General features: G+C 41.7%; 17 protein-coding genes and 1 pseudogene. 8 read left to right on the top strand and 10 right to left on the bottom strand.

From position 1 onward, the window contains the following. Positions 1 to 76: 76 nt before the first annotated feature. The 4 genes from GCA01S_RS07650 (at position 77) to hxlB (ending at position 3,999) form a co-directional block, all read left to right on the top strand. The gene (locus tag GCA01S_RS07650) at positions 77 to 940 is read left to right on the top strand and encodes an SDR family oxidoreductase (protein WP_042408727.1); all 864 of its coding nucleotides are present in this window, start codon (positions 77 to 79) and stop codon (positions 938 to 940) included. Positions 941 to 1,391: 451 nt separating this feature from the next. After that, the gene (gene adhP / locus GCA01S_RS07645) at positions 1,392 to 2,411 is read left to right on the top strand and encodes an alcohol dehydrogenase AdhP (RefSeq protein ID WP_042408723.1); all 1,020 of its coding nucleotides are present in this window, start codon (positions 1,392 to 1,394) and stop codon (positions 2,409 to 2,411) included. Between the two features lie 390 nt (positions 2,412 to 2,801). Beyond that, positions 2,802 to 3,437, top strand: a complete 636-nt coding sequence (gene hxlA, locus GCA01S_RS07640) for a 3-hexulose-6-phosphate synthase (protein WP_042408721.1) — start codon at positions 2,802 to 2,804, stop codon at positions 3,435 to 3,437. 4 nt (positions 3,438 to 3,441) lie between these two features. Beyond that, positions 3,442 to 3,999: a 6-phospho-3-hexuloisomerase gene (hxlB, locus tag GCA01S_RS07635; RefSeq protein ID WP_042408717.1), complete on the top strand. Its 558-nt coding sequence runs from the start codon at positions 3,442 to 3,444 to the stop codon at positions 3,997 to 3,999. Between the two features lie 232 nt (positions 4,000 to 4,231). Here hxlB and GCA01S_RS07630 read toward each other — a convergent pair whose 3' ends face one another. From GCA01S_RS07630 to GCA01S_RS07620, 3 genes are all read right to left on the bottom strand, one after another. Next, the gene (locus GCA01S_RS07630; protein ID WP_042408714.1) at positions 4,232 to 4,903 is read right to left on the bottom strand and encodes a GNAT family N-acetyltransferase; all 672 of its coding nucleotides are present in this window, start codon (positions 4,901 to 4,903) and stop codon (positions 4,232 to 4,234) included. A gap of 16 nt (positions 4,904 to 4,919) precedes the next feature. Beyond that, positions 4,920 to 5,594, bottom strand: coding sequence for a GNAT family N-acetyltransferase (locus GCA01S_RS07625; RefSeq protein WP_042408711.1), 675 nt, complete (start codon positions 5,592 to 5,594; stop codon positions 4,920 to 4,922). A gap of 535 nt (positions 5,595 to 6,129) precedes the next feature. Next, positions 6,130 to 6,495 carry a winged helix-turn-helix transcriptional regulator gene (locus tag GCA01S_RS07620; RefSeq protein WP_003252445.1) on the bottom strand — a complete coding sequence of 122 codons (366 nt, stop codon included), beginning with the start codon at positions 6,493 to 6,495 and terminating at the stop codon, positions 6,130 to 6,132. Between the two features lie 330 nt (positions 6,496 to 6,825). Here GCA01S_RS07620 and GCA01S_RS07615 point away from each other — a divergent pair, with 330 nt between their 5' ends. The 4 genes from GCA01S_RS07615 (at position 6,826) to GCA01S_RS07600 (ending at position 12,214) form a co-directional block, all read left to right on the top strand. Next, on the top strand, positions 6,826 to 7,992 hold the full coding sequence (locus tag GCA01S_RS07615; protein WP_042408708.1) for an iron-containing alcohol dehydrogenase: 1,167 nt from the start codon (positions 6,826 to 6,828) through the stop codon (positions 7,990 to 7,992). A gap of 337 nt (positions 7,993 to 8,329) precedes the next feature. Beyond that, positions 8,330 to 9,787 (top strand): glucose-6-phosphate dehydrogenase, encoded by a 1,458-nt coding sequence (gene zwf / locus GCA01S_RS07610; protein ID WP_042408705.1) that lies wholly within the window; start codon positions 8,330 to 8,332, stop codon positions 9,785 to 9,787. 107 nt (positions 9,788 to 9,894) lie between these two features. After that, a complete protein-coding gene (gene gnd / locus GCA01S_RS07605) occupies positions 9,895 to 10,797 on the top strand; it encodes a phosphogluconate dehydrogenase (NAD(+)-dependent, decarboxylating) (protein ID WP_042408701.1) in 903 nt (300 codons plus the stop codon). Between the two features lie 79 nt (positions 10,798 to 10,876). Next, positions 10,877 to 12,214: a glucose-6-phosphate isomerase gene (locus tag GCA01S_RS07600; protein ID WP_042408700.1), complete on the top strand. Its 1,338-nt coding sequence runs from the start codon at positions 10,877 to 10,879 to the stop codon at positions 12,212 to 12,214. Positions 12,215 to 12,727: 513 nt separating this feature from the next. Here the strand turns inward: GCA01S_RS07600 and GCA01S_RS20070 are convergent. The 7 genes and pseudogenes from GCA01S_RS20070 to GCA01S_RS07570 all read right to left on the bottom strand — a co-directional run. Continuing rightward, a pseudogene (locus GCA01S_RS20070) lies at positions 12,728 to 12,865 on the bottom strand (LacI family transcriptional regulator); the annotation flags it as partial. A gap of 70 nt (positions 12,866 to 12,935) precedes the next feature. Next, entirely contained in the window at positions 12,936 to 15,245 is a 2,310-nt protein-coding gene (locus GCA01S_RS07595; RefSeq protein WP_042408697.1) for a glycoside hydrolase family 31 protein, read from the bottom strand. A gap of 106 nt (positions 15,246 to 15,351) precedes the next feature. Continuing rightward, complete coding sequence (locus tag GCA01S_RS07590) at positions 15,352 to 16,221, bottom strand: sugar ABC transporter permease (RefSeq protein WP_012749396.1); 870 nt, start codon at positions 16,219 to 16,221, stop codon at positions 15,352 to 15,354. A 2-nt stretch (positions 16,222 to 16,223) separates the two neighbouring features. Continuing rightward, positions 16,224 to 17,567: a sugar ABC transporter permease gene (locus tag GCA01S_RS07585; RefSeq protein ID WP_012749395.1), complete on the bottom strand. Its 1,344-nt coding sequence runs from the start codon at positions 17,565 to 17,567 to the stop codon at positions 16,224 to 16,226. 87 nt (positions 17,568 to 17,654) lie between these two features. Further along, positions 17,655 to 18,953 carry a sugar ABC transporter substrate-binding protein gene (locus GCA01S_RS07580; protein ID WP_042408694.1) on the bottom strand — a complete coding sequence of 433 codons (1,299 nt, stop codon included), beginning with the start codon at positions 18,951 to 18,953 and terminating at the stop codon, positions 17,655 to 17,657. Positions 18,954 to 19,299: 346 nt separating this feature from the next. Continuing rightward, positions 19,300 to 21,603, bottom strand: coding sequence for an alpha-amylase family glycosyl hydrolase (locus GCA01S_RS07575; RefSeq protein ID WP_042408692.1), 2,304 nt, complete (start codon positions 21,601 to 21,603; stop codon positions 19,300 to 19,302). 936 nt (positions 21,604 to 22,539) lie between these two features. Continuing rightward, a complete protein-coding gene (locus tag GCA01S_RS07570) occupies positions 22,540 to 23,565 on the bottom strand; it encodes a LacI family DNA-binding transcriptional regulator (protein ID WP_042408690.1) in 1,026 nt (341 codons plus the stop codon). Positions 23,566 to 23,654 lie beyond the last annotated feature (89 nt).

Genomic DNA, 23,654 nt, shown 5'->3' with positions numbered 1-23,654 from the left:
TTGCCAACATTACATTATTTCCCTTTCCTTATTCCATACTAACGATGACAAATGATAACATAGGGAGGAATGGAAAATGGTCACGAAACAACAGGCAACGCTGCCGCCGCAGCACCAAGACCGACAGCCCGGACTGCAAACGGAGATGAACCCGCAGCCGGTCTCGATTAGCGAAACGTATAAAGGAAGCGGGAAGCTGCAGAACAAAGTCGCCATCATTAGCGGCGGCGACAGCGGCATCGGCAGGGCGGTCGCGATTCATTTCGCCAAAGAAGGCGCCGATGTCGCGATTATTTATTTAAACGAACATGAAGATGCCGAAGAGACAAAGCGGCTTGTCGAGCAGGAAGGAAAAACATGCTTGCTGATCGCTGGCGATGTCGGCGATGAAAACTTTTGCAAGCAAGCGGTCAAACAAACGATCGATCAATTTGGCAAACTAGACATCGTCGTCAATAACGCCGCCGAGCAGCATCCGCAAAACAGCTTGCTCCATATCACTGCGCAACAGCTGGAAAAAACGTTCCGCACGAACGTCTTCGGCTATTTTTATTTGACAAAAGCAGCGCTTCCATACTTGCAAAAAGGCAGCGCCATTATTAATACGGCGTCGATCACCGCTTATGAAGGCAACGAGCAATTGATTGACTATTCGGCCACAAAAGGCGCGATCGTCGCCTTTACGCGTTCGCTGGCAAAATCACTCGCCGGGCAAGGCATCCGCGTCAACGGCGTCGCGCCGGGACCGATTTGGACGCCGCTTATTCCATCGACATTCACAAGCGACCAAGTCGCCACCTTCGGCTCCAACACCCCACTGAAACGGCCGGGCCAGCCGAGCGAAGTCGCCCCGAGCTATGTCTTTTTGGCAAGCGAGGAGTCATCCTATATTACGGGGCAAATGATACATGTGAATGGAGGGAAGATTGTCAATGGGTAGAAAGCAGCGGAAACGGAATATTCTTCATCGCCATGTAAATTTTATGTAATATTTTCTGACATGTTTGTTGAGCGGTCTGTATATAGCAGCTATGATAAAAATACATGCTGCTTCTGATCCAAGTTCCTCAGCCTTTTGCACATATAGCAAAAGGCACCCTCTCTTCCTTGACTTGCAACAATTTGTTGCAAGTTTTTTTGTGTGTATGGCAATGGCTCCAATAGCGGCAACCTTAGTTATGAATAGCCTGTCTTCGGCAATGTAAGATATGGAAAAACCAAGCTGACTTCCAACGATTGATGACAACATGATTTCATTATTGTTGAATTTTAGACAAACATTTTCGACAGCTTTTTGAACTTATCGTACTGTAGCTTTATGCAAAAAGCCAAATCACTTATGATAATTTACGAAAGGGCTTCCTGTTGGAAAGAACATGGGAGGGATAGTTATGAAAGCTGCTGTAGTAGAACAATTTAAAGAGCCTTTAAAAATCAAAGAAGTAGAAAAACCAACGATTTCATATGGAGAAGTATTAGTCCGCATTAAAGCCTGCGGTGTTTGCCATACTGACTTGCATGCCGCACACGGAGATTGGCCGGTAAAACCAAAACTTCCTCTCATTCCTGGTCATGAAGGAGTTGGCATTATTGAAGAAGTAGGACCGGGTGTTACTCATTTAAAAGTGGGCGATCGCGTTGGCATTCCTTGGTTATATTCGGCATGCGGCCATTGTGAATATTGTTTAAGCGGACAAGAAACATTATGTGAGCACCAAAAAAACGCCGGCTACTCGGTCGATGGGGGTTATGCAGAGTATTGCAGGGCCGCGGCAGACTATGTGGTGAAAATTCCTGACAACTTATCGTTTGAAGAAGCTGCACCAATTTTCTGCGCCGGAGTTACTACCTATAAAGCGTTAAAAGTAACAGGTGCAAAACCAGGAGAATGGGTGGCGATTTACGGTATCGGCGGTCTTGGACACGTTGCCGTTCAATACGCGAAAGCGATGGGTCTTCATGTCGTTGCTGTTGATATAGGTGATGAGAAACTTGAACTTGCAAAAGAGCTTGGCGCTGATCTTGTTGTAAATCCTCTGAAAGAAGATGCGGCAAAATTTATGAAAGAGAAAGTTGGCGGGGTACACGCGGCTGTTGTAACAGCTGTATCTAAACCAGCCTTTAAATCTGCGTACAATTCTATTCGCCGAGGCGGCGCATGCGTTCTTGTCGGGTTGCCACCGGAAGAAATGCCTATTCCGATTTTTGATACGGTATTAAATGGAATCAAAATCATCGGTTCCATTGTCGGCACGCGTAAAGACTTGCAAGAAGCGCTCCAATTCGCAGCCGAAGGTAAAGTAAAAACCATTATTGAAGTGCAACCTCTTGAAAAAATTAATGAAGTATTTGACAGAATGCTAAAAGGTGAAATTAACGGGCGTGTCGTTTTAACATTAGAAAACAAATAAAATTGAACACTGTTTTTTCGCGCAACCAACAAATAAAATTCGGCGTTTTAGGGCTGTCTCACAAAGATGAGATAGCCCTTTTTACATATGGTTTGACAAAGAAACAGTTCTTCAGTTAATGCCACAAGCAATGGATAGCATATTGCTTTTCTTATTTTTTGGCCATTTCAAAATAAAATTTGGCTGGAAATGGAGAGCCCCTCTTTCCAAGTTACATTCAAGAGTATAAATAATAACCAATAGTATATTTTTTGACACTATGTAAAAATAAAGTGCGTACTTTTAAAGATAAAACATACATAGTATACTCATCAGTGTGTAAGAGATAAACACAAAAAATACTGCTGCTTATGCAACCAACAATAAATTTTTATGAGAGGTGAAGGATTCATGGAATTACAATTAGCATTGGATCTCGTAAACATTCCAGAAGCGAAAAAGCTGGTAAAAGAAGTCGAAGAGTATGTGGATATTGTAGAAATCGGCACTCCAGTTATCATTAATGAAGGCCTTAGAGCCGTAAAGGAAATCAAACAAGAATTCCCTCACTTAAAAGTATTGGCAGACTTAAAAATCATGGATGCAGCCGCATATGAAGTCATGAAAGCATCCGAAGCTGGTGCTGACATTATCACTATCCTTGGAGTTGCTGAAGATTTGTCCATCAAAGGTGCCGTGGAAGAAGCCAAAAAACAAGGCAAAAAAATCTTGGTGGACATGATCGGGGTTAAAAATTTAGAAGAACGAGCGAAAGAAGTAGATGAGTTTGGAGTCGACTATATTTGCGTACACACAGGGTATGACCTTCAAGCAGTCGGCAAAAACTCTCTTGAAGACCTTGCCACAATCAAACGTGTCGTGAAAAACGCAAAAACTGCGATCGCAGGCGGCATTAAATTAAACACATTGCCTGAAGTCATTAAAGCAAAACCTGATCTTATCATTGTGGGTGGCGGTATTACTGGCCAAGAAGATAAACGAGCTGCAGCTGCTGAAATGAAAAAAATGATCCAACAAGGTGAATGAAGTGATGCAGGCTACGCAATATTTAGGTGAAATCATCAAAGAGTTAAATCGGACAGCCGATTTCATCGCTGATGAAGAAGCGGAAAAATTGGTAAATGGGATTCTCGAAGCAAAGAAAATTTTTGTAGCTGGCGCAGGCAGATCTGGATTTATGTCCAAATCTTTTGCGATGCGAATGATGCACATGGGGTTGGACGCCTATGTAGTAGGCGAAACCATAACCCCTAACCTAGAACAAGATGACATTTTGATCATCGGGTCGGGTTCAGGGGAAACGAGAAGTTTAGTTTCCATGGCTGAGAAAGCCAAAAGCTTAGGTGCAACCGTAGCGTTAGTGACCATTTTCCCTGAATCGACCATTGGACAATTGGCTGATATCACGGTCAAATTGCCTGGCTCGCCTAAAGACCAGTCAGACAATGGATACAAAACCATACAGCCAATGGGATCGCTATTTGAGCAAACCCTCTTGCTATTCTATGATGCCATCATATTAAGATGTATGGAGAAAAAAGGATTGGACTCCAATACCATGTTTAAAAGACATGCCAATCTAGAATAAAGTTTAAGGAACTCTTGCGCAGACAATCTTCAACCATTCAAAATTTTAAACTATTCAAACGGAATTTTCAACTTAAACACGGGGGAAAGGAGAAAAGACCGCAAAGCATCCTTAAGAAACGCTTTGCGGTCTTTTAATGGCATAATTAAAAGTCGATTTTTCCATGGCGTAGGAAAAACCAACTTTTTTGTCTTATCTTGTGTCTTTCCAAGAGACTGAAATAGTAAGTCACTTAAATATCTAAAAGCAATATCGTATCCTTGGCTTCCAGATTTTCAATCATATCATACCAAGACTTCGGCTTGTTCGATAAGACAGAATAATAACGTTTCAAAAACTTCACAACAAGATCCGCTGGAAGTTCATTCACGCTATCGTCCATCGGAAGGAAACAAAGATCAAGCCCGGTTACGGCTTCTCCATCATTGTTCCAAGATGGATGGACATAAGGGAAGTCAAGCCGCTTATATCCCAAATGAGATAATACCTCACGACGAACATATGGATCCATCGGCTTAATCCCGCCAAATTCATAATGCTCCACCCGGTAAGGATCATAAATCTCGGCGAACATGCCATACAACTGCTTTCCGTTTGCAGCGGCCCAATTTTGCAAATCCTCTAGCCGCTTTTTGGCTAAAAATCGACCGATCCCCAGACCTGCTTGGCCGATAATGGTGAAATCTGTCATCGCGACATTTAAATCTTCATAATAGCGGTACTCAGTCGCGCCTACTACCTCTCCTTCGTGAACAGCAACGCACACACGAATTCCCGGATCTTCCAGAGGCTCTTTCCACAAATCAAATGCCAATACTTCTTCCGGAGGAAATACATTTTGCATCAATTGATGCATTTTCTTAAACAAAGGGTCTTCAATGCTCGTAATTCTGCGATACTCCATCTTCATCATTCTCCTTTTAAGATTTTGAGCGATAAAAAGGATTTTTCCACTCCATCAGTGCAGCATAATTGCACGATTCTTCATCTTCTAAATAGTTCGCCACTACTTTGACAGGTGTGCGGCCGCAGCGAAGCAGGAAGGTAATAACAGGATCTTTCAATTCGCCTTTTACTACCGCTTCGAGATATTGCTCCGCTGTCATCTCATGCGCTTTTTTATGATAGCCAGGCATCCTCCCTCCGCCTAACAGCCGCTCTAGTCCCAAATGAACAACCACTTCATACATGGATAGCATCAGCCATTTTCCCAGCCCCAATTTGCGGTAGGCAGGGCGCACGCCAATATCAACGACATAAAGCGTATTCCCGTTTGGGTTATGGTTACGGATATATCCATTATCCGTGATCTCTTCCCATGTATGGTCCGGATGGCTGGGATCAAAGTCGACAATAAGCCCTGTCATTGACCCCGCAATTTCGCCATTCACCTCAACACATAAGGCTCCCTCTGGAAAGAGTGTCACATGGTTTTTCAGCTGTTCCGTATTCCACCATAATTCAGACGGGAATGGCGGAGGAAAACTTTCCTGTTGAATGCGGATTAATCCAGGAAAGTCCTTTTCTTCATAATTTCGGATCACCGCTGGAACAGGACGATCTTGGTCAAAGACATAAAACTCCTTTCGATACATTCTTACCCCTCCTCTCTCGTTATCCATCTAGCAATGTATCGCCCATTCATGTAGCGATACTGATATTATTAGGCACATCATTCCATTTAACAAGTAGATACTTTCGTGTTACATAGTGTGAAAAATTATACCTAAAAATAAAAAAAGAAATTCGGAATATTTTTTTCCAGACCTTCCTCGCATTCGAACAGCCATGCCTAGTCCTCATTATTGTGTAAAATCCATTCTCCATCCAGTGAACTTGGATCACTGGAAAACAAAAGCACTTTTTTGCCGTTTTTCTTTTTACGCCATTTTCGGGACTCAATCAACAGTCATCAACGTATATACAGAAAAACCAACGGACAGCGGATCTTTCATAAAGATGGTTGTCCGTTGGTTTTTCGCGTCTAATATAAAACTTATAAAACTTATAAAACTTATTGCTTTCCTCATCATCTTCATGTGTGTATTTCTTTGTTTACCAGCAAAAAAAGAAAAGTAGATATGCATACACGCAGAGTGTTTTCGAAGCTTTCATAACGGAGAAAGCTTTCTACTTGGCGGCTTCATTGATTTTTACTTGGCCCTTTACGACCGTCTCCATATAGTTTTTGCCCCATTCATACATCGCATCAAGAATTGGCATCAAACTTTTCCCATGTTCGGTCAATGAATATTCCACTTTTGGCGGAACAACCGGATAGACTTCGCGATGAACAATTTGATCTTGCTCCAGCTCCCGCAGCTGGTTAACAAGCATTCTTTGGGTGATCCCAGGCATGAGGGCTTTTAGTTCGCTAAACCGCTTCTTTCCCCCTTTTCCTAGATGCCATAAAATAAGCATTTTCCATTTACCGCCAATAACAGCGAGTGTTAATTCTTTTTCACAATTATACGTCTTGCCACAAACGTGCCCCATCGTTTCACCCCCCATGTTGATTATAACCTATGGTATACTTTTTGTCACTTTATGATCATAAAGCACATACTGTCAAATAAATGTTATACATATTTAATATTTTATTTTCACTCATAGCAGACGGCATTCATTCCTTCTGGATGAGTAAAGGCCTTTTTATGATACATTCCGTTCATTGTACCTATAATACCTTTTATATCATTAAGTATATTTTTTTGCACTATATTGTATTTTTGTCACTACATGATAATAAAGTGCGTACTTCTCAATAAGTTTTATACACATTATACTAGCATCTGTAAACAAATCACGAGTACTGGAGGGAGCAGCATGAATCGTTTTACTATTCCTCGCGATATTTATTTTGGAGAGAATGCTCTCGATGTTTTAAAAACACTGGAAGGAACAAAAGCTGCCCTCGTCATTGGCGGCAGCTCCGTCAAGAAAAACGGAAATCTTGATAAAATTCAGCAACTTCTTTCAGAAGCCAATATAGAAACAAAAGTGATTGATGGAATTACGACAGAACCAACAACCCAAATGGTAAAAAAAGGAGTGCGCATTCTTAATGATTTTCAGCCAGATTGGGTGATCGGGATTGGCGGCGGATCAGTAATGGATGCAGCAAAAGCGATGTGGTTGTTCTACGAACATCCAGAATTGACATTTGAAGAAGCTACACGTCCATTTAGCCTGCCACGCTTACGCACAAGGGCAAAGTTCGTGGGGATCCCAACGACAAGCGGAAGTGCATCGGAAATATCCAATTTATCGGTTATTACTGATGCAGAAACAGGGGTCAAATATCCACTGGCTGATTTTGAACTGACGCCAGACATGGCGATTATTGATCCGATTATGGTCCAATCCATGCCGAAGCACGTTACAGCCTACAGCGGGATGGACGCAATCACACATAGCATTGAAGCATACGTAGCAAAGCCTCGTACGATTTTCACAGATTCTCTGGCTATTGAAGCAGCTCAAGTACTGAAAGAAAATCTTCTTGCTTCTTACCACGGAGATGCTAAAGCCCGCGAACAAGTTCATGATGCTCAGGCGATGGCTGGAATGGCATTTGCTAACGCGGTGCTAGGAAATGTGCACAGTCTTTCACACAAAAGCGGCCCAATATTTAACATTCCACATGGATGTGCCAACGCGATTTATTTACCATATGTAATCCAATTTAATCGCACGGTAGTCGAGGAACGTTATGCAGCAATTGCCAAGCGGCTCGGTCTGAATGGGGAAAACAACAAAGAATTGGTGGATTCACTCATTGCTTGGATTCGTGACTTGAATAATAAGATGAATATTCCAAATACACTTCAAGAATACGGAGTGTCCGAAGAAACGTTCACCGCACACGTGGATGAAATGGCGGCCAATGCCGTAAAAGATCCTTGTACAAGCACAAATCCGCGTGAAACCTCTGTAGAAGAAATGAAAAAATTATATATCGCAGCGTTTTATGGTCTAGATGTCAACTTCTAAACAAATAAAAAAAGCAAAGCCTGTCACTAACATTCTTACCAGCGATAAAAAGATCGGATTCCATTGAATCTGATCTTTTTATCCCATAGTTTGCTTCTAAATTTATATTATCATAGATGCCTTAAAAAAGGTACTAGGTTATTTTAATCATTGCCTTTTAGCGGATGTATTTTGTTTAAACGTTCATGAACGAAAAAATACAAGAACAAGACTTTCTCCCTGAAATGGGCATTATTCATAAAAATACCAATTCGAGCAATGTGGTAAACGTCGTTATATCTGCTCTATCAACTTTATTCTTTTTGAAAAATGTTTCGAAAAGTCAGGGGGGATCACATTGGATTCAATGACCTTTATCTTGTTTGGAGCAACAGGTGATTTAGCGAAACGAAAAATTTTCCCTGCATTATATAATTTATTTCTTGATCAAAAAATGCCGCAGCCATTTTCCATTATTGGCGTAAGCAAAAGAGAATTATCCGATGAGGCATTTCAAATATATGTGGAAAATTCGGTAAAAACCTTTTCCAGACGTTTGACAAATGACCGTTCCAAAATGAAGGAGTTTCTCCGCGCGTTTCGCTATATTTCTTTAGATGTAACGAATGCACAAGGGTACAAAAAGTTGCTTGAAATGGTTCAACAACGGGAAAAAGAATTGAATATTCCTGAAAACCGCATGTTTTATTTATCTGTTGCGCCGGAATTTTTCGATGTGATCGCGTCGAACATCAAGGAAAGCGGATTAGGATCCACAAAAGGTTGGAAACGTCTGATTATCGAAAAACCGTTTGGCCACGATATCAAATCGGCCCAAGATTTAAACGAAAAATTAAGCCAAGCTTTCGAAGAAGAAGAAATTTATCGGGTAGATCATTACCTTGGAAAGCCGATGGTCCAAAACCTTGAAGCTTTAAAATTTGCCAACCCTGTGTTTCAAGCAATATGGAATAATCAATTTATAGCCAATGTGCAAATTACAGCTAGCGAGACCGTTGGGGTAGAACAAAGAGCAAGCTACTATGATCAGGCAGGCGCCATTCGCGACATGTTTCAAAACCATATGTTGCAACTGTTGATGATGACAGCCATGCACCTGCCAAAACAAATTAGCGCAAAAGACATCCGTAACGAGAAAAGAAAAATCATGGAATCTCTTCGACCAATACAGAAGGAAAAAGTAGGTTTGCACGTCGTTCGCGGCCAATACGGTCCTGGAGAAATCGATGGCAAACCAGTGGTTGGATATAAAGAAGAACCTGGCATCGATGCTTCTTCGACAACGGAGACATTTGTTGCGGCCCGTTTGTGGATTGATGATGAAAACTGGAGAGGGGTGCCATTCTACATCCGTACAGGTAAAAGAATGAAGGAAAAGTCCACACGTATCGTGATTGAGTTTAAAAATCCATTAAAGGAATGGTACTTGCCAAAAAACGAAGAAACAGCTCCTAATCTTTTGGCAATTCAAATCAATCCGAACGAAGGTGTTTCGCTGCAATTCAATAGTAAAAATGTATTCAACAACGGAAAGATGGAGCCTGTCCATATGGACTTCACGACGAATCAGAAAGAGGTGCCTGAAGCGTATGAACTCTTAATTTTTGACGCTTTACACGGCGATTCGACTTTCTTTGCCCATTGGAAAGAGGTCGAACTATCTTGGAAATGGATGCAACCTATTTTAGAGGCATTTGCGGAAAACCTCCTTCCTCTTTACTCCTATCGTTCAGGATCGATGGGGCCAGAGGCTTCTTATCAATTATTGAAAGAAGACGGATTTTATTGGCGGTAAATAAGCTCTTCCGGAGCAAACCCGAAAACATAATTTCTGGATAAACTAACTATGAAATAGGAATAGCTAATCTTCTTTGACCAAGATATTTTTAGGAGGTAGTCAGCATGAGAGTCGGGCTAGTCGGTTTAGGAAAAATGGGATTAAACTTAGGCAAAAATCTCATGGACCATAAGCACGAAGTAGTGGCGTTCGATATAAATGCAAATGCGGTTGAAGAAATAAAAAAATACGGTGCTAAAGGCGTATCCACTTTAAAGGAACTCGCCCTATCATTAGAAAAACCGAGAATTGTCTGGATAATGGTTCCCCACACCGTTGTTGATTCGGTGATTAGTGAAATTGCACCATTTTTAAGCAAAGGAGACATTGTGATTGATGGTGGCAATTCTCACTACAAAGAATCGATTCGTCGCTATAACGAGCTAAAGGAGATTGGAATTCACTTTATGGATGCGGGAACTTCTGGCGGAGTCGAAGGTGCTCGAAACGGAGCATGTTACATGGTTGGAGGCGATCCCGAAGCTTGGAACATGGTCGAGCCTCTTTTCCGCGACACCGCTGTAAAAAATGGGTATTTATATACTGGAAAAGCAGGTAGCGGCCACTTCTTAAAAATGGTCCACAATGGGATTGAATATGGAATGATGGCTGCCATTGGCGAAGGATTCGAAATATTAGAAAAAAGCGAATTCGATTACGACTATGAAAAAGTGGCGAGAGTGTGGAACAATGGTTCGGTTATTCGTTCATGGCTCATGGAATTAACAGAACGCGCGTTTTCAAAAGATGCAAAATTAGAGGAAATCAAAGGAATTATGCATTCTTCCGGCGAAGGAAAATGGACAGTCGAGACAGCTTTAGATCTGCAAACTGCCACTCCTGTCATCGCCATGGCCTTATTGATGCGGTATCGTTCATTAGAAAGCGATACATTTACAGGAAAAGTGGTAGCCGCTCTACGCAATGAATTCGGCGGACATGCTGTAGAAAAAAATGAGAAGAAATAACATAAAATCCCCTTGCAGTAAAACCCAAAGTGAACAATGGACATGCGCCGCAAAATGGAATGAGAAAGGAGAAGTGTATATGGCTATCTCTTTTGATTACTCCCATGCCTTGCCATTTATGAAAGAGAGTGAACTACATTATTTAAGCGAATTTGTAAAAGCGGCTCATCATATGCTTCATGAAAAGAAAGGCCCAGGATCCAATTTTCTTGGTTGGGTGGATTGGCCGATTCACTATGATAAGGACGAATTTGCGCGAATCAAGCAAGCAGCCGAAAAAATCCGGAATCATTCAGACGCTCTTGTCGTTATCGGCATTGGCGGATCTTATTTAGGGGCAAGGGCCGCTATTGAAGCATTATCCCATGCCTTTCATAACCAAATGAACGATATGACGCAAATTTATTTCGCTGGCCAAAATATCAGTTCCACTTATCTTTCTCATTTATTAGATGTACTAGAAGGCAAAGATCTCTCTATCAACGTCATTTCTAAATCAGGAACAACGACAGAGCCAGCCATTGCTTTCCGGATTTTCCGCGACTACATGGAGAAAAAATATGGAAAAGAGGAAGCAAGAAAACGGATTTACGTTACTACCGATCACGCAAAAGGAGCATTAAAAAAGCTCGCTGATCAAGAAGGCTACGAAACTTTCGTCATTCCGGATGACATAGGCGGAAGATATTCTGTGCTGACAGCAGTTGGCCTGTTGCCAATCGCCGTAGCTGGATTGAATATTGATCGAATGATGGAAGGCGCAGCATCGGCATATTATAAATATAACAATCCTGATCTTTCAACCAATGAAAGTTATCAGTATGCTGCCGTGCGAAATATTCTCTATCGCAAAGGCAAAGCGATCGAATTATTGGTGAACTATGAGCCATCCCTTCATTATGTATCTGAGTGGTGGAAACAGCTGTTTGGCGAAAGCGAAGGGAAAGATCAAAAAGGACTCTTTCCTGCATCCGTTGACTTTACAACAGATTTACATTCCATGGGGCAATACGTTCAGGAAGGCCGCCGCAATCTGATCGAAACAGTGCTGCAAGTTAAAAAACAGCGAATCGAACTGACGATTCAAGAAGACCCAGAAAATATCGATGGATTGAATTTCTTGGCTGGCAAGACACTGGATGAAGTAAACAAAAAAGCTTTCCAAGGCACGCTATTAGCACACGTAGACGGCGGAGTGCCTAACTTAATTGTTGAACTGGATGAAATGAATGAATACACCTTTGGGGAAATGGTATACTTCTTCGAAAAAGCTTGCGGCATCAGCGGCCATTTGCTCGGTGTAAATCCATTTGACCAACCGGGAGTGGAAGCATACAAAAACAATATGTTTGCCTTACTTGGCAAACCGGGCTTTGAAGCGGAAAAAGCGGCTCTCATGAAACGGTTGTCTAAATAACGTTTTCCCGCTTGTTATCATGCAACTATCTTTGAAATGAGGCTCTGCATCTAAACTACCTGTTTTCCTGAACTCTACAGGAAACAGGTAGTTTCATTTTTCCTGAAATTTGATGATCATCTTTTTTCGCATGCAGACCATGTTCAGCAGGCAAGGTCGACTCTTCTAATCAGTATTTCTAATACAGAGCGATCATCTCCATTTCTTTTGCCAAAACTTACTGACTCAACTTTTGGAAATGGAATGACTAAGCATCTTTCAGTGCGAAGACGAGAGATATTTATTGCATGCTATGTGCTCTGATTTGCCATTCCCTTTATCCCCTACTGTAAGACGGGTTCATTTCCCCATAAAAATTCCTTTTCCCGAACCGCATGCCATTGCTAATAAAGTCCTTCTCCCTCCTATTCCTCCCACTAACCTAATTCTCGACCAAAAACATACAATCTATCTACTTCCCCAATTAAAAAAGCCGACGCCAAACGACCGAGTGCAGTCGTTTGGGCCAGCTTTTTATTTCTTCCGATAGCAATCACACGAAAACCGTTCGACAATGCGGTGCGGAATAATAATGCGCTTGACCGGTTCGTTGGGGTTGCTGATTTTTTCAATCAAACTTTTCGCCGCTTCATAGCCAAGCTGGAAAATTCTTAACATAATGCCAACAATACAGAGGAAGTTGATGCAATTTGGAATTTCATATTTATCGAAAGTTCCTTGCTTATTTGATCACTATCTCTACATTAATCTCGCATTTTACAGACTGATCCTCCAAAGTGAACGCCAAACAACCTTCTTCTTGCTTGGTAGAATGCACAGGTTTCCCGTTCATTCTTACCTCGGAAGCGGTGACACCTGGTATCAGAATGTGGTAGGTTCGTTGTTCAACCTGCTCAGGATAGAAACCGGTTCCTGCCCCAATATTTACAATTATCTTATCGTCCAAGTTCTTCTGACTGAACAACGTAGTGCGGTATTCTCCCCGTTTATAAGCTGTTGTCTTTCCATCATCTTCATATAGCAGAAACTCACCGTTCCACCCTGGGTAGACGATAATGGTCATCTCATCCCATGATCGTTCCTCTGTATGTTTCATTACCGGCAATGTAGGGATGATCGATCCCGCTTTGGCATAGATAGGGATACGATCCAGAGGAGCATCAGCTTCGATCGTTCTCCCCCCCTCAACTGATTGCCACGTCCAAACATCATACCAAAGACCTTCCGGTAGGTAAACCTTGCGGGTTGTTGCACCTTCTTCCAAAACCGGAGCCACCAGCAAATTGGATCCAAAGAAGAATTGATCACAGATCTCGGTACAATTGAGATCCTCCGGCACCTCCATAACCATTGGACGCATGTAAGGTATCCCGGTGCGATAGGTTTCAAATGCACAGGAATAGATGTAAGGCAGAAAGCGGTAACGCCACTCGATGAAATTCTTTACGATTTTTTCCGTTTCTTCACCAAAAGCCCAAGGCTCACGATTTTGATGAGCACCATGGGGGCGCATGATAGGGGTAAAGGCTCCAAATTGTATCCAGCGCACATAGAGTTCAGGTGACGGTTCATTCCCTTTAAATCCACCGATGTCGCTGTTCCAGAGTGGGAGGCCGACAAGGCTCATGCTTAAAGCTACAGACAGTTGCTTCTTCAAGTCGGTCCAAGTGCTCTCCACATCGCCGGACCAGACCCCCACGCCATAACGCTGACTGCCTGCCCATCCCGAGCGACTCATGATAAACAGTCGGCGCTCTGGACAGTTTTGTTCATGCGCCAAGGCCAATGATTTATGCATTTCCAAGGCAAAAATGTTATGGACCTTTTGAGCAGGGCCGTCATGATGGACCATATCCGGGAAGTGAACCTCCGGCTCGTTCAAGTCGGTCCACCAACCCTCTATACCCATCTCAATCAATTCCTTGTGTTGGTCGGCCCACCACTGTTTGGCAAGCGGATCTGTGAAATCAACCAACGCCGATTCTCCTGCCCAAAATGGGAATAGATAGGTTTCTCCATTTTGCTTTTTGGCAAATACTTTAATCCTGTCTCCTTCTGGGAACAAACGGCTTTCTTTTGTCACATAAGGCTCTTCAATTACGATGGGATGAAACCCTTTGCCGCGCAATCCCGCAATCATCTTTTCCGGCTGCGGGAAGGCGATACGGTCAAAGCACATATCCCCCATCTTCTTAAACCAGTAGAGATCTAGAATGATTGAATCGCACGGAATCCGTTTTTGACGGAAAGTTTCTGCCAATTCCTCCACTTCCTGACGACTCTTGTATCCAAATTTGGACTGCAAATAACCAAAAGTCCAGAGTGGAGGAATCTCCGGGCGACCCGTCAATTCCACATACTGACTGACCAAATCTTTCAGCTCTTGCCCCAAGAATAGATAATAGGTGATCGTCCCACCCTCGGCTTCATAGAACCAGATATCTTCCTTCTCCACACCGAAATCAAAACGGGCGACCCAAGGATTATCAACGAAGAGACCGTACCCCTCTGAACTGTAGATAACTGGTATCATCAATCGTGAAGGCGAAGGCAGATGTTTGTTCCAGATCGGTCGGATTGTACCACGGTGATTGAGGCGAACATCATCCTGATTGAGATCTGATTCCCCCAACCCGTAGATGCGTTCGTCACCGGAAAATTGAAAGGAAATGCGGCTCTTCCAACCGTCAAACTGATACGCCGCAGTATCAGCGCTTCTCGTTACCTCCCGGCCTGTTTCATTAAAAAAGCGAATTCCGAAGGGCACTTTGGAAATTACCGCTCTCCCCTTCGGGATGGAAACAGTAATCTCATTTTCTCTCTCTTCCGCCTGAAGCGGAAGAAACTCTTTTAGCAGAACCGAATAGGAAGGTTCCGGAACCTCTTCGCTCCAATCGGTCACTTTCAGGAACTGGACCTGGACGGTTCCTTCCTGTGGGGAGCGAATCAGAACCTTGGCTTGAAATGCATAGTACAGTTCAACTGCTGTTTCCGTAATGGTAACTTCTCTTAAATCGGTTAATGTATGCATGATGACGACTCCTTTTTTTAAACTAAAATCACATCCTCATAAGCATCCAGCTGGATCAGATATTATTCTTTTACTCAATGCTCTGCACCTCATCTCCGTACTTCGATTACCCCTTGTTTGCACCTGCGCTTAAGCCTGCAATAATGTATTTTTGCAGTAACAAGAACAGAATAGTGATCGGGATCGCTACAATAATGGCTCCTGCCGCAAAAGTTGTAAATTCAGTATTTCCGCGACCGGTAACCATCTCAAACAACCCAATTGCTAGAGTTTTATTTTCGTTGGAGCGTAGAACCAATCGGGCGAAAATAAAATCCATCCATGGCCCGATAAAATTGTTAATCGCAATAAAGGTTAAAATAGGCACTGACAGAGGCATCATCACTTTGAAAAAGATGGTGGTGTGGGATGCACCGTCAATTTTAGCTGCTTCCTCCAAGCTTCTTGGCAATCCATCAAAATATCCTTTGACCAGCCATGCTCCAAATGGTATAGAACCGCCTGCATATACAAGAATCAATCCCCACAAATTGTCCAATAGGCCAATCTGGAGAAGAAGAATATATATAGCAATCATTCCCATAAAGCTAGGAAACATCTGCAGAATCAGCATCGCCATCAAACCTTGGCGGCGGCCAGGAAATCGAAAACGTGAGAAAGCATAAGCCGATGACACGATTAAAAACGTGGACAAGATCATATTCATCGTTGCAACGAATAAAGTATTTTTAAACCATTTGACATAATCAGTTTCATACCATAGATGTGTGTAATGCTTCATTGTAATTTTCTCAGGCATAAGAGTTGAACTATACAATGTGTCTCCTGGATTTAACGCCCCAATGAAAATCCAGACGATTGGATACAAAACCAAAATAGCTGAAATGATCAGAAAAGCATAGATTAGAACGGTAACCACAGCTTCCTTGAACTTTGCACCGGACAATTTTTTTGTACGTAATGGTTTTGCACTCATCTTTACATCATTTCCTCTTCTTTAAATGCTTTTGTTTGTCGGAAGTTCCAAATTGAAAATACTGCTACTACAATAAAAATCAGAATGGAAAGTACGGAAGCCATATAAAATTGGCTATGGTTCAAAGTCAGCTTATAGATCCAAGATATTAACAAATCAGTTGAACCTGCATAAGTATATTTGCCATCGGCAGGTCCCCCTTGGGTAAAGAGGTAGATGACGTTAAAGTTATTGATGTTTCCAGCAAAGCTCATGATTAAAAGTGGAGAAGTATAGTACATTAATAAAGGAAAAGTAATTGAGCGAAATTTTTGAAATGTGCTTGCTCCGTCTACTTCTGCCGCTTCGTATAATTCCTTGTCAATATTCGTCAACACACCTGCAATTAATGCCATCCAGAACGGGAATCCCAACCAAATATTTATGGTCACTAGAGCTACTTTTGCCCAAAATGGATCGGACAGCCAAGGAATAGGATCAATTCCTAAAGTGGATAAATACTGGTTCAAAGGACCGAATTGACCGTTGAAAATATTTCGAAAAACAAGGATAGAAATAAATTGGGGAACAGCCCAGGGCAATATGAATATTGTTCTCCACATTCGTTTCAGGCGAACTTTATTATGATTAATAATTAAAGCAAAGAACATCCCCACAAAAAACGTGGTGAAAGTAGCTAGAATAGCCCATATGATGTTCCAAGTCGCTATCCCATAAAATGTCTTGCTCCATGCTTGTAATCTAAATAAATCAATAAAATTCTGGAACCCCACCCAATCCACTAGGTTTTTTGGAGGCAAATGATTGGGGGAAGAAAAGTTAGTAAATGCAATCAGAATACCAAAAGTCAATGGAAGAACGGAAAGAAAGAGAGTAAAGATTGCAGCAGGAGTCAAAAGAATGTAAGCATATCCATACTCCCATGATTTTTTCAATGATTCTATAAAACTGTTTACTTTTTCTCCGGTCTCGTGAAGTTTGCCTGTTTTATAGGCATCACGAATATTATAGATATAAAATAACAGGAAAATAACAAGGACTATAACAATTATCAATCCCTCTATCATCAAGAAGATGGAATGATCTCCTTCTATGACTACCCTTCCCCTTCTTCGAACCTGAGCTTGCTCACCTAAGGTGATCAAGCCCCATAAACCGTTCACAATCGGGTTTGTCAAAAAAACAATTACATATATTTCTACCAGAGCATATAAAATTCCTTTGATGTACTGCCGATTATAAATTTGTCCCAGACCCATAAAAAGGAAGGATAATACCGCGGCTGTACTTGCTTTCTTGGTTTGGCGGCGTTCTGGTTCTGCAACTAAATTGGGTGTTGGAGACATGCAAAGATCCCCTTTCCGTTTTTTTTTCACATTAAGAATCAATGCCCTCCGAAACAGAGAGCATTGATTCAATTTTCTATCTCGTTGCTACTGACCCTGAGTGGCAATTCCCGCTTTAATCTGGTCAACCGCCGCATCCAGAGCTTCTTTTGGATCTTTTCCATCATTCCAAATCGTAGTGAGAGCAGATGCCATAGGTTCCCAGACCATTGGCATTTGTGGAATGTTTGGCATTGGCACTGCATATTTTGCTTGCTCCAAGAATGCCGATGCAATTTCATCATTTTTTATAGTTTCATTGTCTAGAAGAGATTGAACCGGTGGCAATTGCCCAGTCATTTCAAAACGTTTTAGTAGCATTTCTTCACTCGTTGCAAATTTGGCGAATAAGGAGGCTGCGTTCGGATACTTTGTATAAGCATTTACATAAAATGCGCGAATACCAGAAAAACTTGTAGGTGTTTGACCGTTCTCCAATTTAGGCAACGGTATGACACCGAAGTTCACGCCAGCATCGCGATGGCCCGCTACAGCCCAAGGTCCATCAATATTGAAAGCTAGTTTTCCTTCGTTAAATAAAGATTGTTTCACATCATAAGTAATATCTTCCACCTTCAAAGGCAAGATTTCTTTATGAATACGTTGCATTAACTTTCCTGCTTTTACAGCTCCTTCATTATTCAAACCAATGTCTTTCGGATTGGTATTGTTATCACCGAATACATAACCACCGTATCCGCCGATAAATGAGTATACAAAATACAAGTTCGCTACTTCCATCATGAATCCATATTTATTGTTTCTAATATCAGTCAATTCTTTAGCTTGTGTAATCAGTTCATCCATGGTTTTAGGTAATTTCTTTACCAGATCTTTGTTGTAGAATAAAGCATATGTTTCAATAGACGTAGGATAGCCGTAAAGAGTTCCATCAACTGTCGTCCCCTCAATAGCAGATTTCATAAACTTATCTTGATACTCTTCTGGGAAAAAGTTTTCTAAAACCAATCCTGCTGATACCATAGATCCTAGATGATCGTGTGGAGCAGCAAACACATCTGCCGCAAGTCCAGCCGGACCATCCGTTTTGAGCTTTTCAGGCGCATCAGTATGTCCTACTTCTTCAAAAGTTACCGGCACCCCATACTTTTTGGTAAATTCTTCAGCCACATATTTGGTCCATTCACCAATTGCTCCGCCAGATTCCCAGACCTTCAGTTTAGCACCTTTTTCTGGTTTAATTTCTTTACTGTCTCCTTCATTTGTACTTGCCGGTTCATTCTTCCCGACACTTTTGTGGGATGATGTTGGTCCGCAGGCCGCCAGCAAACTGAATACCAGCACCATCACTGCCAAAATTGAGATACCCCTTCTCTTTTTCTTCATTTTCCCTCTCCTTCCATATGGCTAAATCATTCATACCATTAAAACCCATAAACAAATACTTTTGTGCAATCGTTTGCATATATATTTAAAAAAATAATACGTATATGTAAGGGGTTTCAATGGTATTTTACCTTAATTATAAAAGCCTAGAAACAAAAAAGCAATAATTTTTTGTATAATCAATAAAGTGCAAACGTTTGATAAATTCAAAAAAATTAAATTCTAATCTACAAATCAATATTACATAACAGTTTTTGTAGCTATGCTGATTGCTAATTAAATTTTATGTCACAAAAAAAGGAGCCGACAACTATGCCAGATCCAATATATTACCTTAATTCAGCTTTTAGTTATCCCAAAAATATAAAGGGGTGTCAATAGTACCGGTCGAACTGTTCGGTGCGGTAAATACTCTGTTGCTCCTGCTTTCCCAAATGACATTTCCATTGTTATCTTTTTTGATAAACTTGAATTCAAAAGTAGCTCCCTTGGGCACACTCACTGGCAAGAACCATTCTGGATAGTTCGGATTTAACATCGCCTCAGACGATTGGTTCGGATCCCAGCTTCCCAACTCTGGAATGTTTCCGACAACATAAATGTTTCCCCCCCAATTCGTTGTGGCATTCACATGAAAAATTACTTGCACCTGATCGCCGGATAGGACCTCATATCGGAAAGGATTACTGGTTACAGATCCTTTTGTAACTGTAATATTTTGAATTCCAGGATTAGTGTTTGGAACTATAGCCTCAATCATTTGATCGCTGTTTGACACCACAGTAGCAACAGTAGAACCGAATTTGACTGTTACGCTTCCTCCTAATCCAGTACCGTAAATATAAACGGTATTACCGGGACGTCCCATGGTGGAAATAACGTCGCCAATCCTTGGAGTTGAAGTCCCCAATGATGGGTTATACGACCAGACATTGACCTCTCCTCCAGACAAGGTAAAGCTAGAAATTTTGTTCTGACCGTTGACATTATTTACGCTTATTGAACTCCCATATAACAGTCCGCCCAGTACATCACTATAGGTTCCTACTGGAAGAGTCGTATCTAATTCCGGAATGGTAAACGTTTGATCCGGTTGTCGGTTTACCGCTACAATTACTTGTTTATCATAGAACTGTCTTTTAAAGACCAGTATATCATTTGTGCTGTATAAAATTTCTGTGGTTCCATAGGCAATAGCTTCATTATTTTTTCTTAAGTTTGAAAGCTTTTGAATGACTTTATATGCAGTGGTATTTTCATCGAAGTTAGTAGAAGTCTGCATAAACATCCGACCCGCAATGTCACTTGAGTCTAACGGCATCAGGTATTGCTCTGTTCCGTAATAAATGTTAGGAATCCCACGTGATGTCATCAAGACAGCGAGAGCTGCATGATAAGGTTTATCGTTTGGTTGAATATAGCGAAATCTTGTTACATCATGATTATCCAAGAAAGTAACTGTTTGGTTTTCATAAATGTAATCATTACTTGTCTTGATCATCATATCACCAAAGGAACTCATCGTTTCAGAAAAGTTCCCAAATGCGTTTGTGGCCGTACGGAAATATTCAAAATCCAAGTTGTTGACTCCTGTTCGTTCAGGAAATGTCCGGTACTCATCATACTTGGGATCCGGTCTTCCAATGAAAAATTCACCAAAATGGGTAACCGGGCCACCTGCATCTGAATCAATTGCATCTTTAAATCCCTTCACAAATGCAGGATTCATATGCAAAGTGGCATCATGTCGAAAACCATCGATCCCTTTTGATTTCCAAAATTTAGCTGCTTTCTCCAAATGTTCAACCACTAGTGCATTTTCCTGAGAATAATCAGCCAAAGAGCCTAGATCTTTGTAACGGTAGCCAAAACGAGAAGTATCGTTGCCCCGGTCGCCCAGACCATGGAAAAAACCATTCACGTCGTTATGTGGATCCGCCAGAAGATTCTCAACTTTTCCATCACCGTTGTAATCCGCAGGCTCTCCATTAGCATCAAATACGTAATTGCCATTCGCATCCTTGTCAGGTTCATATAATTTACCATCTTCAGGCGCAAAATTCAATGTCGGGTTTTGCCAACGACTTGAATGATTGGATACAAAATCTATCACTAGTTTAATTCCATTTTGATGCAAAGCATCGCGTAGTCTAATAAAATCTTTCATAGTACCAAAATGTTTGTTGGTTGCAAAATAATTTCTTGCATGGTAACCGTGGAAACTGGTCCAACGATTAATACTTCCATCTGATTGATAATCTTCTATCACAGTGTCCCTATTTTCATAAGGAGCGGAAATCCAAACGGCAGTTATCCCCATATTTTTTAAATAAGGAATTTTATCTATGATTCCTTGGAAATCACCGCCTTGATATAACTTTAAATCTTTCCCGTTCCCCTGGTTATTGCCGTCCGGATCATCAAACAAGGTAGGATCAAAACCAAGAGGCTTGTTATTTGATGGGTCGCCATCAAAAAAACGGTCCGTCACGATCTGATATATTGTGTCTTTCGGGGTAACTGGTCCTAAAGTTCCTGTAGATGTAGTCGCCTCAGTCCTGGAAAACGAAAAACCAAATGAAGAATAGAGCAATAGAGCAAGAAGAAAAACGAGATATGATTGTTTAATGAATTTTGGAACCTTCCACATGCCATTTCTTCCTTTCTTTTAAAATAATATGACGTAAAAAACTACCTTCTTACTGATATACTTTTTCCTATGACATTTCTATGGGTAACACCACCTCCTATTCATTGAGCATCTCATTTTGATCTATTTAAGAAGTCAATAAACTAGCCGTCACTCGTTAATTTATCATAATATTCTGACTAAAAATTATAAAGGCAGGAATCATGCATTGACTCGATGACAATCCATCAAAGCCAATCACTTAGATATCACTAATAATCGATATACCCATGATCTCTACATTCAAACAAGCAGATACGGCTGAAAATCCATTTAAATTTTCGGTTGCCATTTGGACTCTCTTGCAAAGAAGGCGGGATTTCAATCACGAGATTCCGTCATAAGGAACCCGTGTTCACATCAAAGACTTTTGTCAACCTGGCTAATGTTGATGATTCATTTCAAATGGTGTTCATGTACCAAGGGAAAAGGGAGTTCTTATCAACACCTATGAGGAGCGCATGCGAATCATTGTTTATGGCACCAGACTCTATAGTGGGAACCAATTACCAATAAAAAGGATTGTTTTGCAGATTGACCTTTAAAATATAAGAATCAAAACGATTTTTTCATTTTTCGATTTTGTACGTAACCAACTAAATTTCTCCAATGACTTAAAACCTTATCTATTTTATTGGTCCATCTTTTCTGTATTCCAATAAAGAGGGAGCGATAAGCTTCTTAAGTTATAGAGATACACGTGATGAAGTACGTCCAATCGCTATATCTTGTGAGTGAAGAAACGATCGACAATTTACTTTATCTAGTAAGTATCGAAATCGATTTTTTTGCTAAGGGCAGCCACCCGCTAACCCCGTTCAAGATTTTTACCTTATAGGTAACTCCCGTTTTGAGCATATTATCCCCCTAACCGCCTTTTCGCGGCTAGGGGAAACTTTATTTCCTGCCATCGTTGCACGAAAAACGCTCAACAATGCGATGCGGAATAATAATGCGCTTGACCGGTTCGTTTGGGTTGTCAATCTTTTCGATTAGACTTTTCGTTGCTTCATAGCCGAGCTGGAAAATGTGGATGTCGACCGATGTCAGCGGCGGGCGCGACATTTCCGCCAGCAGCGTGTTGTTGAAGCTGACGATCGAAATGTCATCGGGAACGCGCAGGTTCATTTCATCCAACGTCTTCAGCACGCCTAAGGCCATTAAGTCGTCGGCGACGACAAGCGCGGTCGGCGGGTCTGCGAGCGAAAGCAGCTCTTTCATCGCCTCTTGGCCGCCTTCCTGCAGAAATTCTTCATGCATGATATAGTCTTCACGATAAGGAAGGCCAGCTTCTTTCAACGCCGCCTCATACCCGCTCAGACGGTCAACGGTGACCAAATATTGCTTATTGCCGCCGACAAAAGCGATTCGTTCATGGCCGCGCGCAATCAAATACTCGGTCGCCTCTTTGCCCGCCAGGTAATTGTCATTATCGACATGAGTGATCTGTTCCGCCTTTTGATGCGGCTTCCCAATCACGACAAATGGGAATTTGTTTTTTTGCAAATATTTCATCAGTTTATCATCGATGCGCGAGTATAATAAAATCACCCCGTCTACGCGGCGGCCTTGCAGCATGTCGACGACCCCTTCATAAATTTCCACTTCTTTTTCGCCCGTGGACATTTGCAGCGCGTATTTTTTTTCATGCGCCGCCTTGCTGATGCCGCGGATGACTTCTGGAAAGAACGGGTTTTGCAGCGCCTGTTCCGCCGCGCTCGGCATGACGATGCCGATGACTTGCGTCGCTTGGTTTGCCAAGCTGCGCGCAATAAAATTTGGGTGATATCCAAGTTCTTTCATCGCCTCGCGCACTTTCCGCTTCGTTTTCTCGCTGATGCGCGGACTGTCGGCGATAACACGGGAAACTGTGGAGGGAGCCACATTTGCGCGTTTCGCGACATCTTTGATCGTGACAGTCATCTTCACTCCCCCATTCACTTTTTATCCATAGTATAATTTTTATCACGTTACGTTGCACATAGTCATTCATTTTTACTGTTTTGGAACGC

Origin of the sequence: Parageobacillus caldoxylosilyticus NBRC 107762, from assembly GCF_000632715.1 — a bacterium.
GTDB lineage: Bacteria > Bacillota > Bacilli > Bacillales > Anoxybacillaceae > Saccharococcus > Saccharococcus caldoxylosilyticus.
The sequence above is the reverse complement of the archived record's forward strand: the minus strand, read 5'-3'. Positions and strand labels throughout refer to the sequence as shown.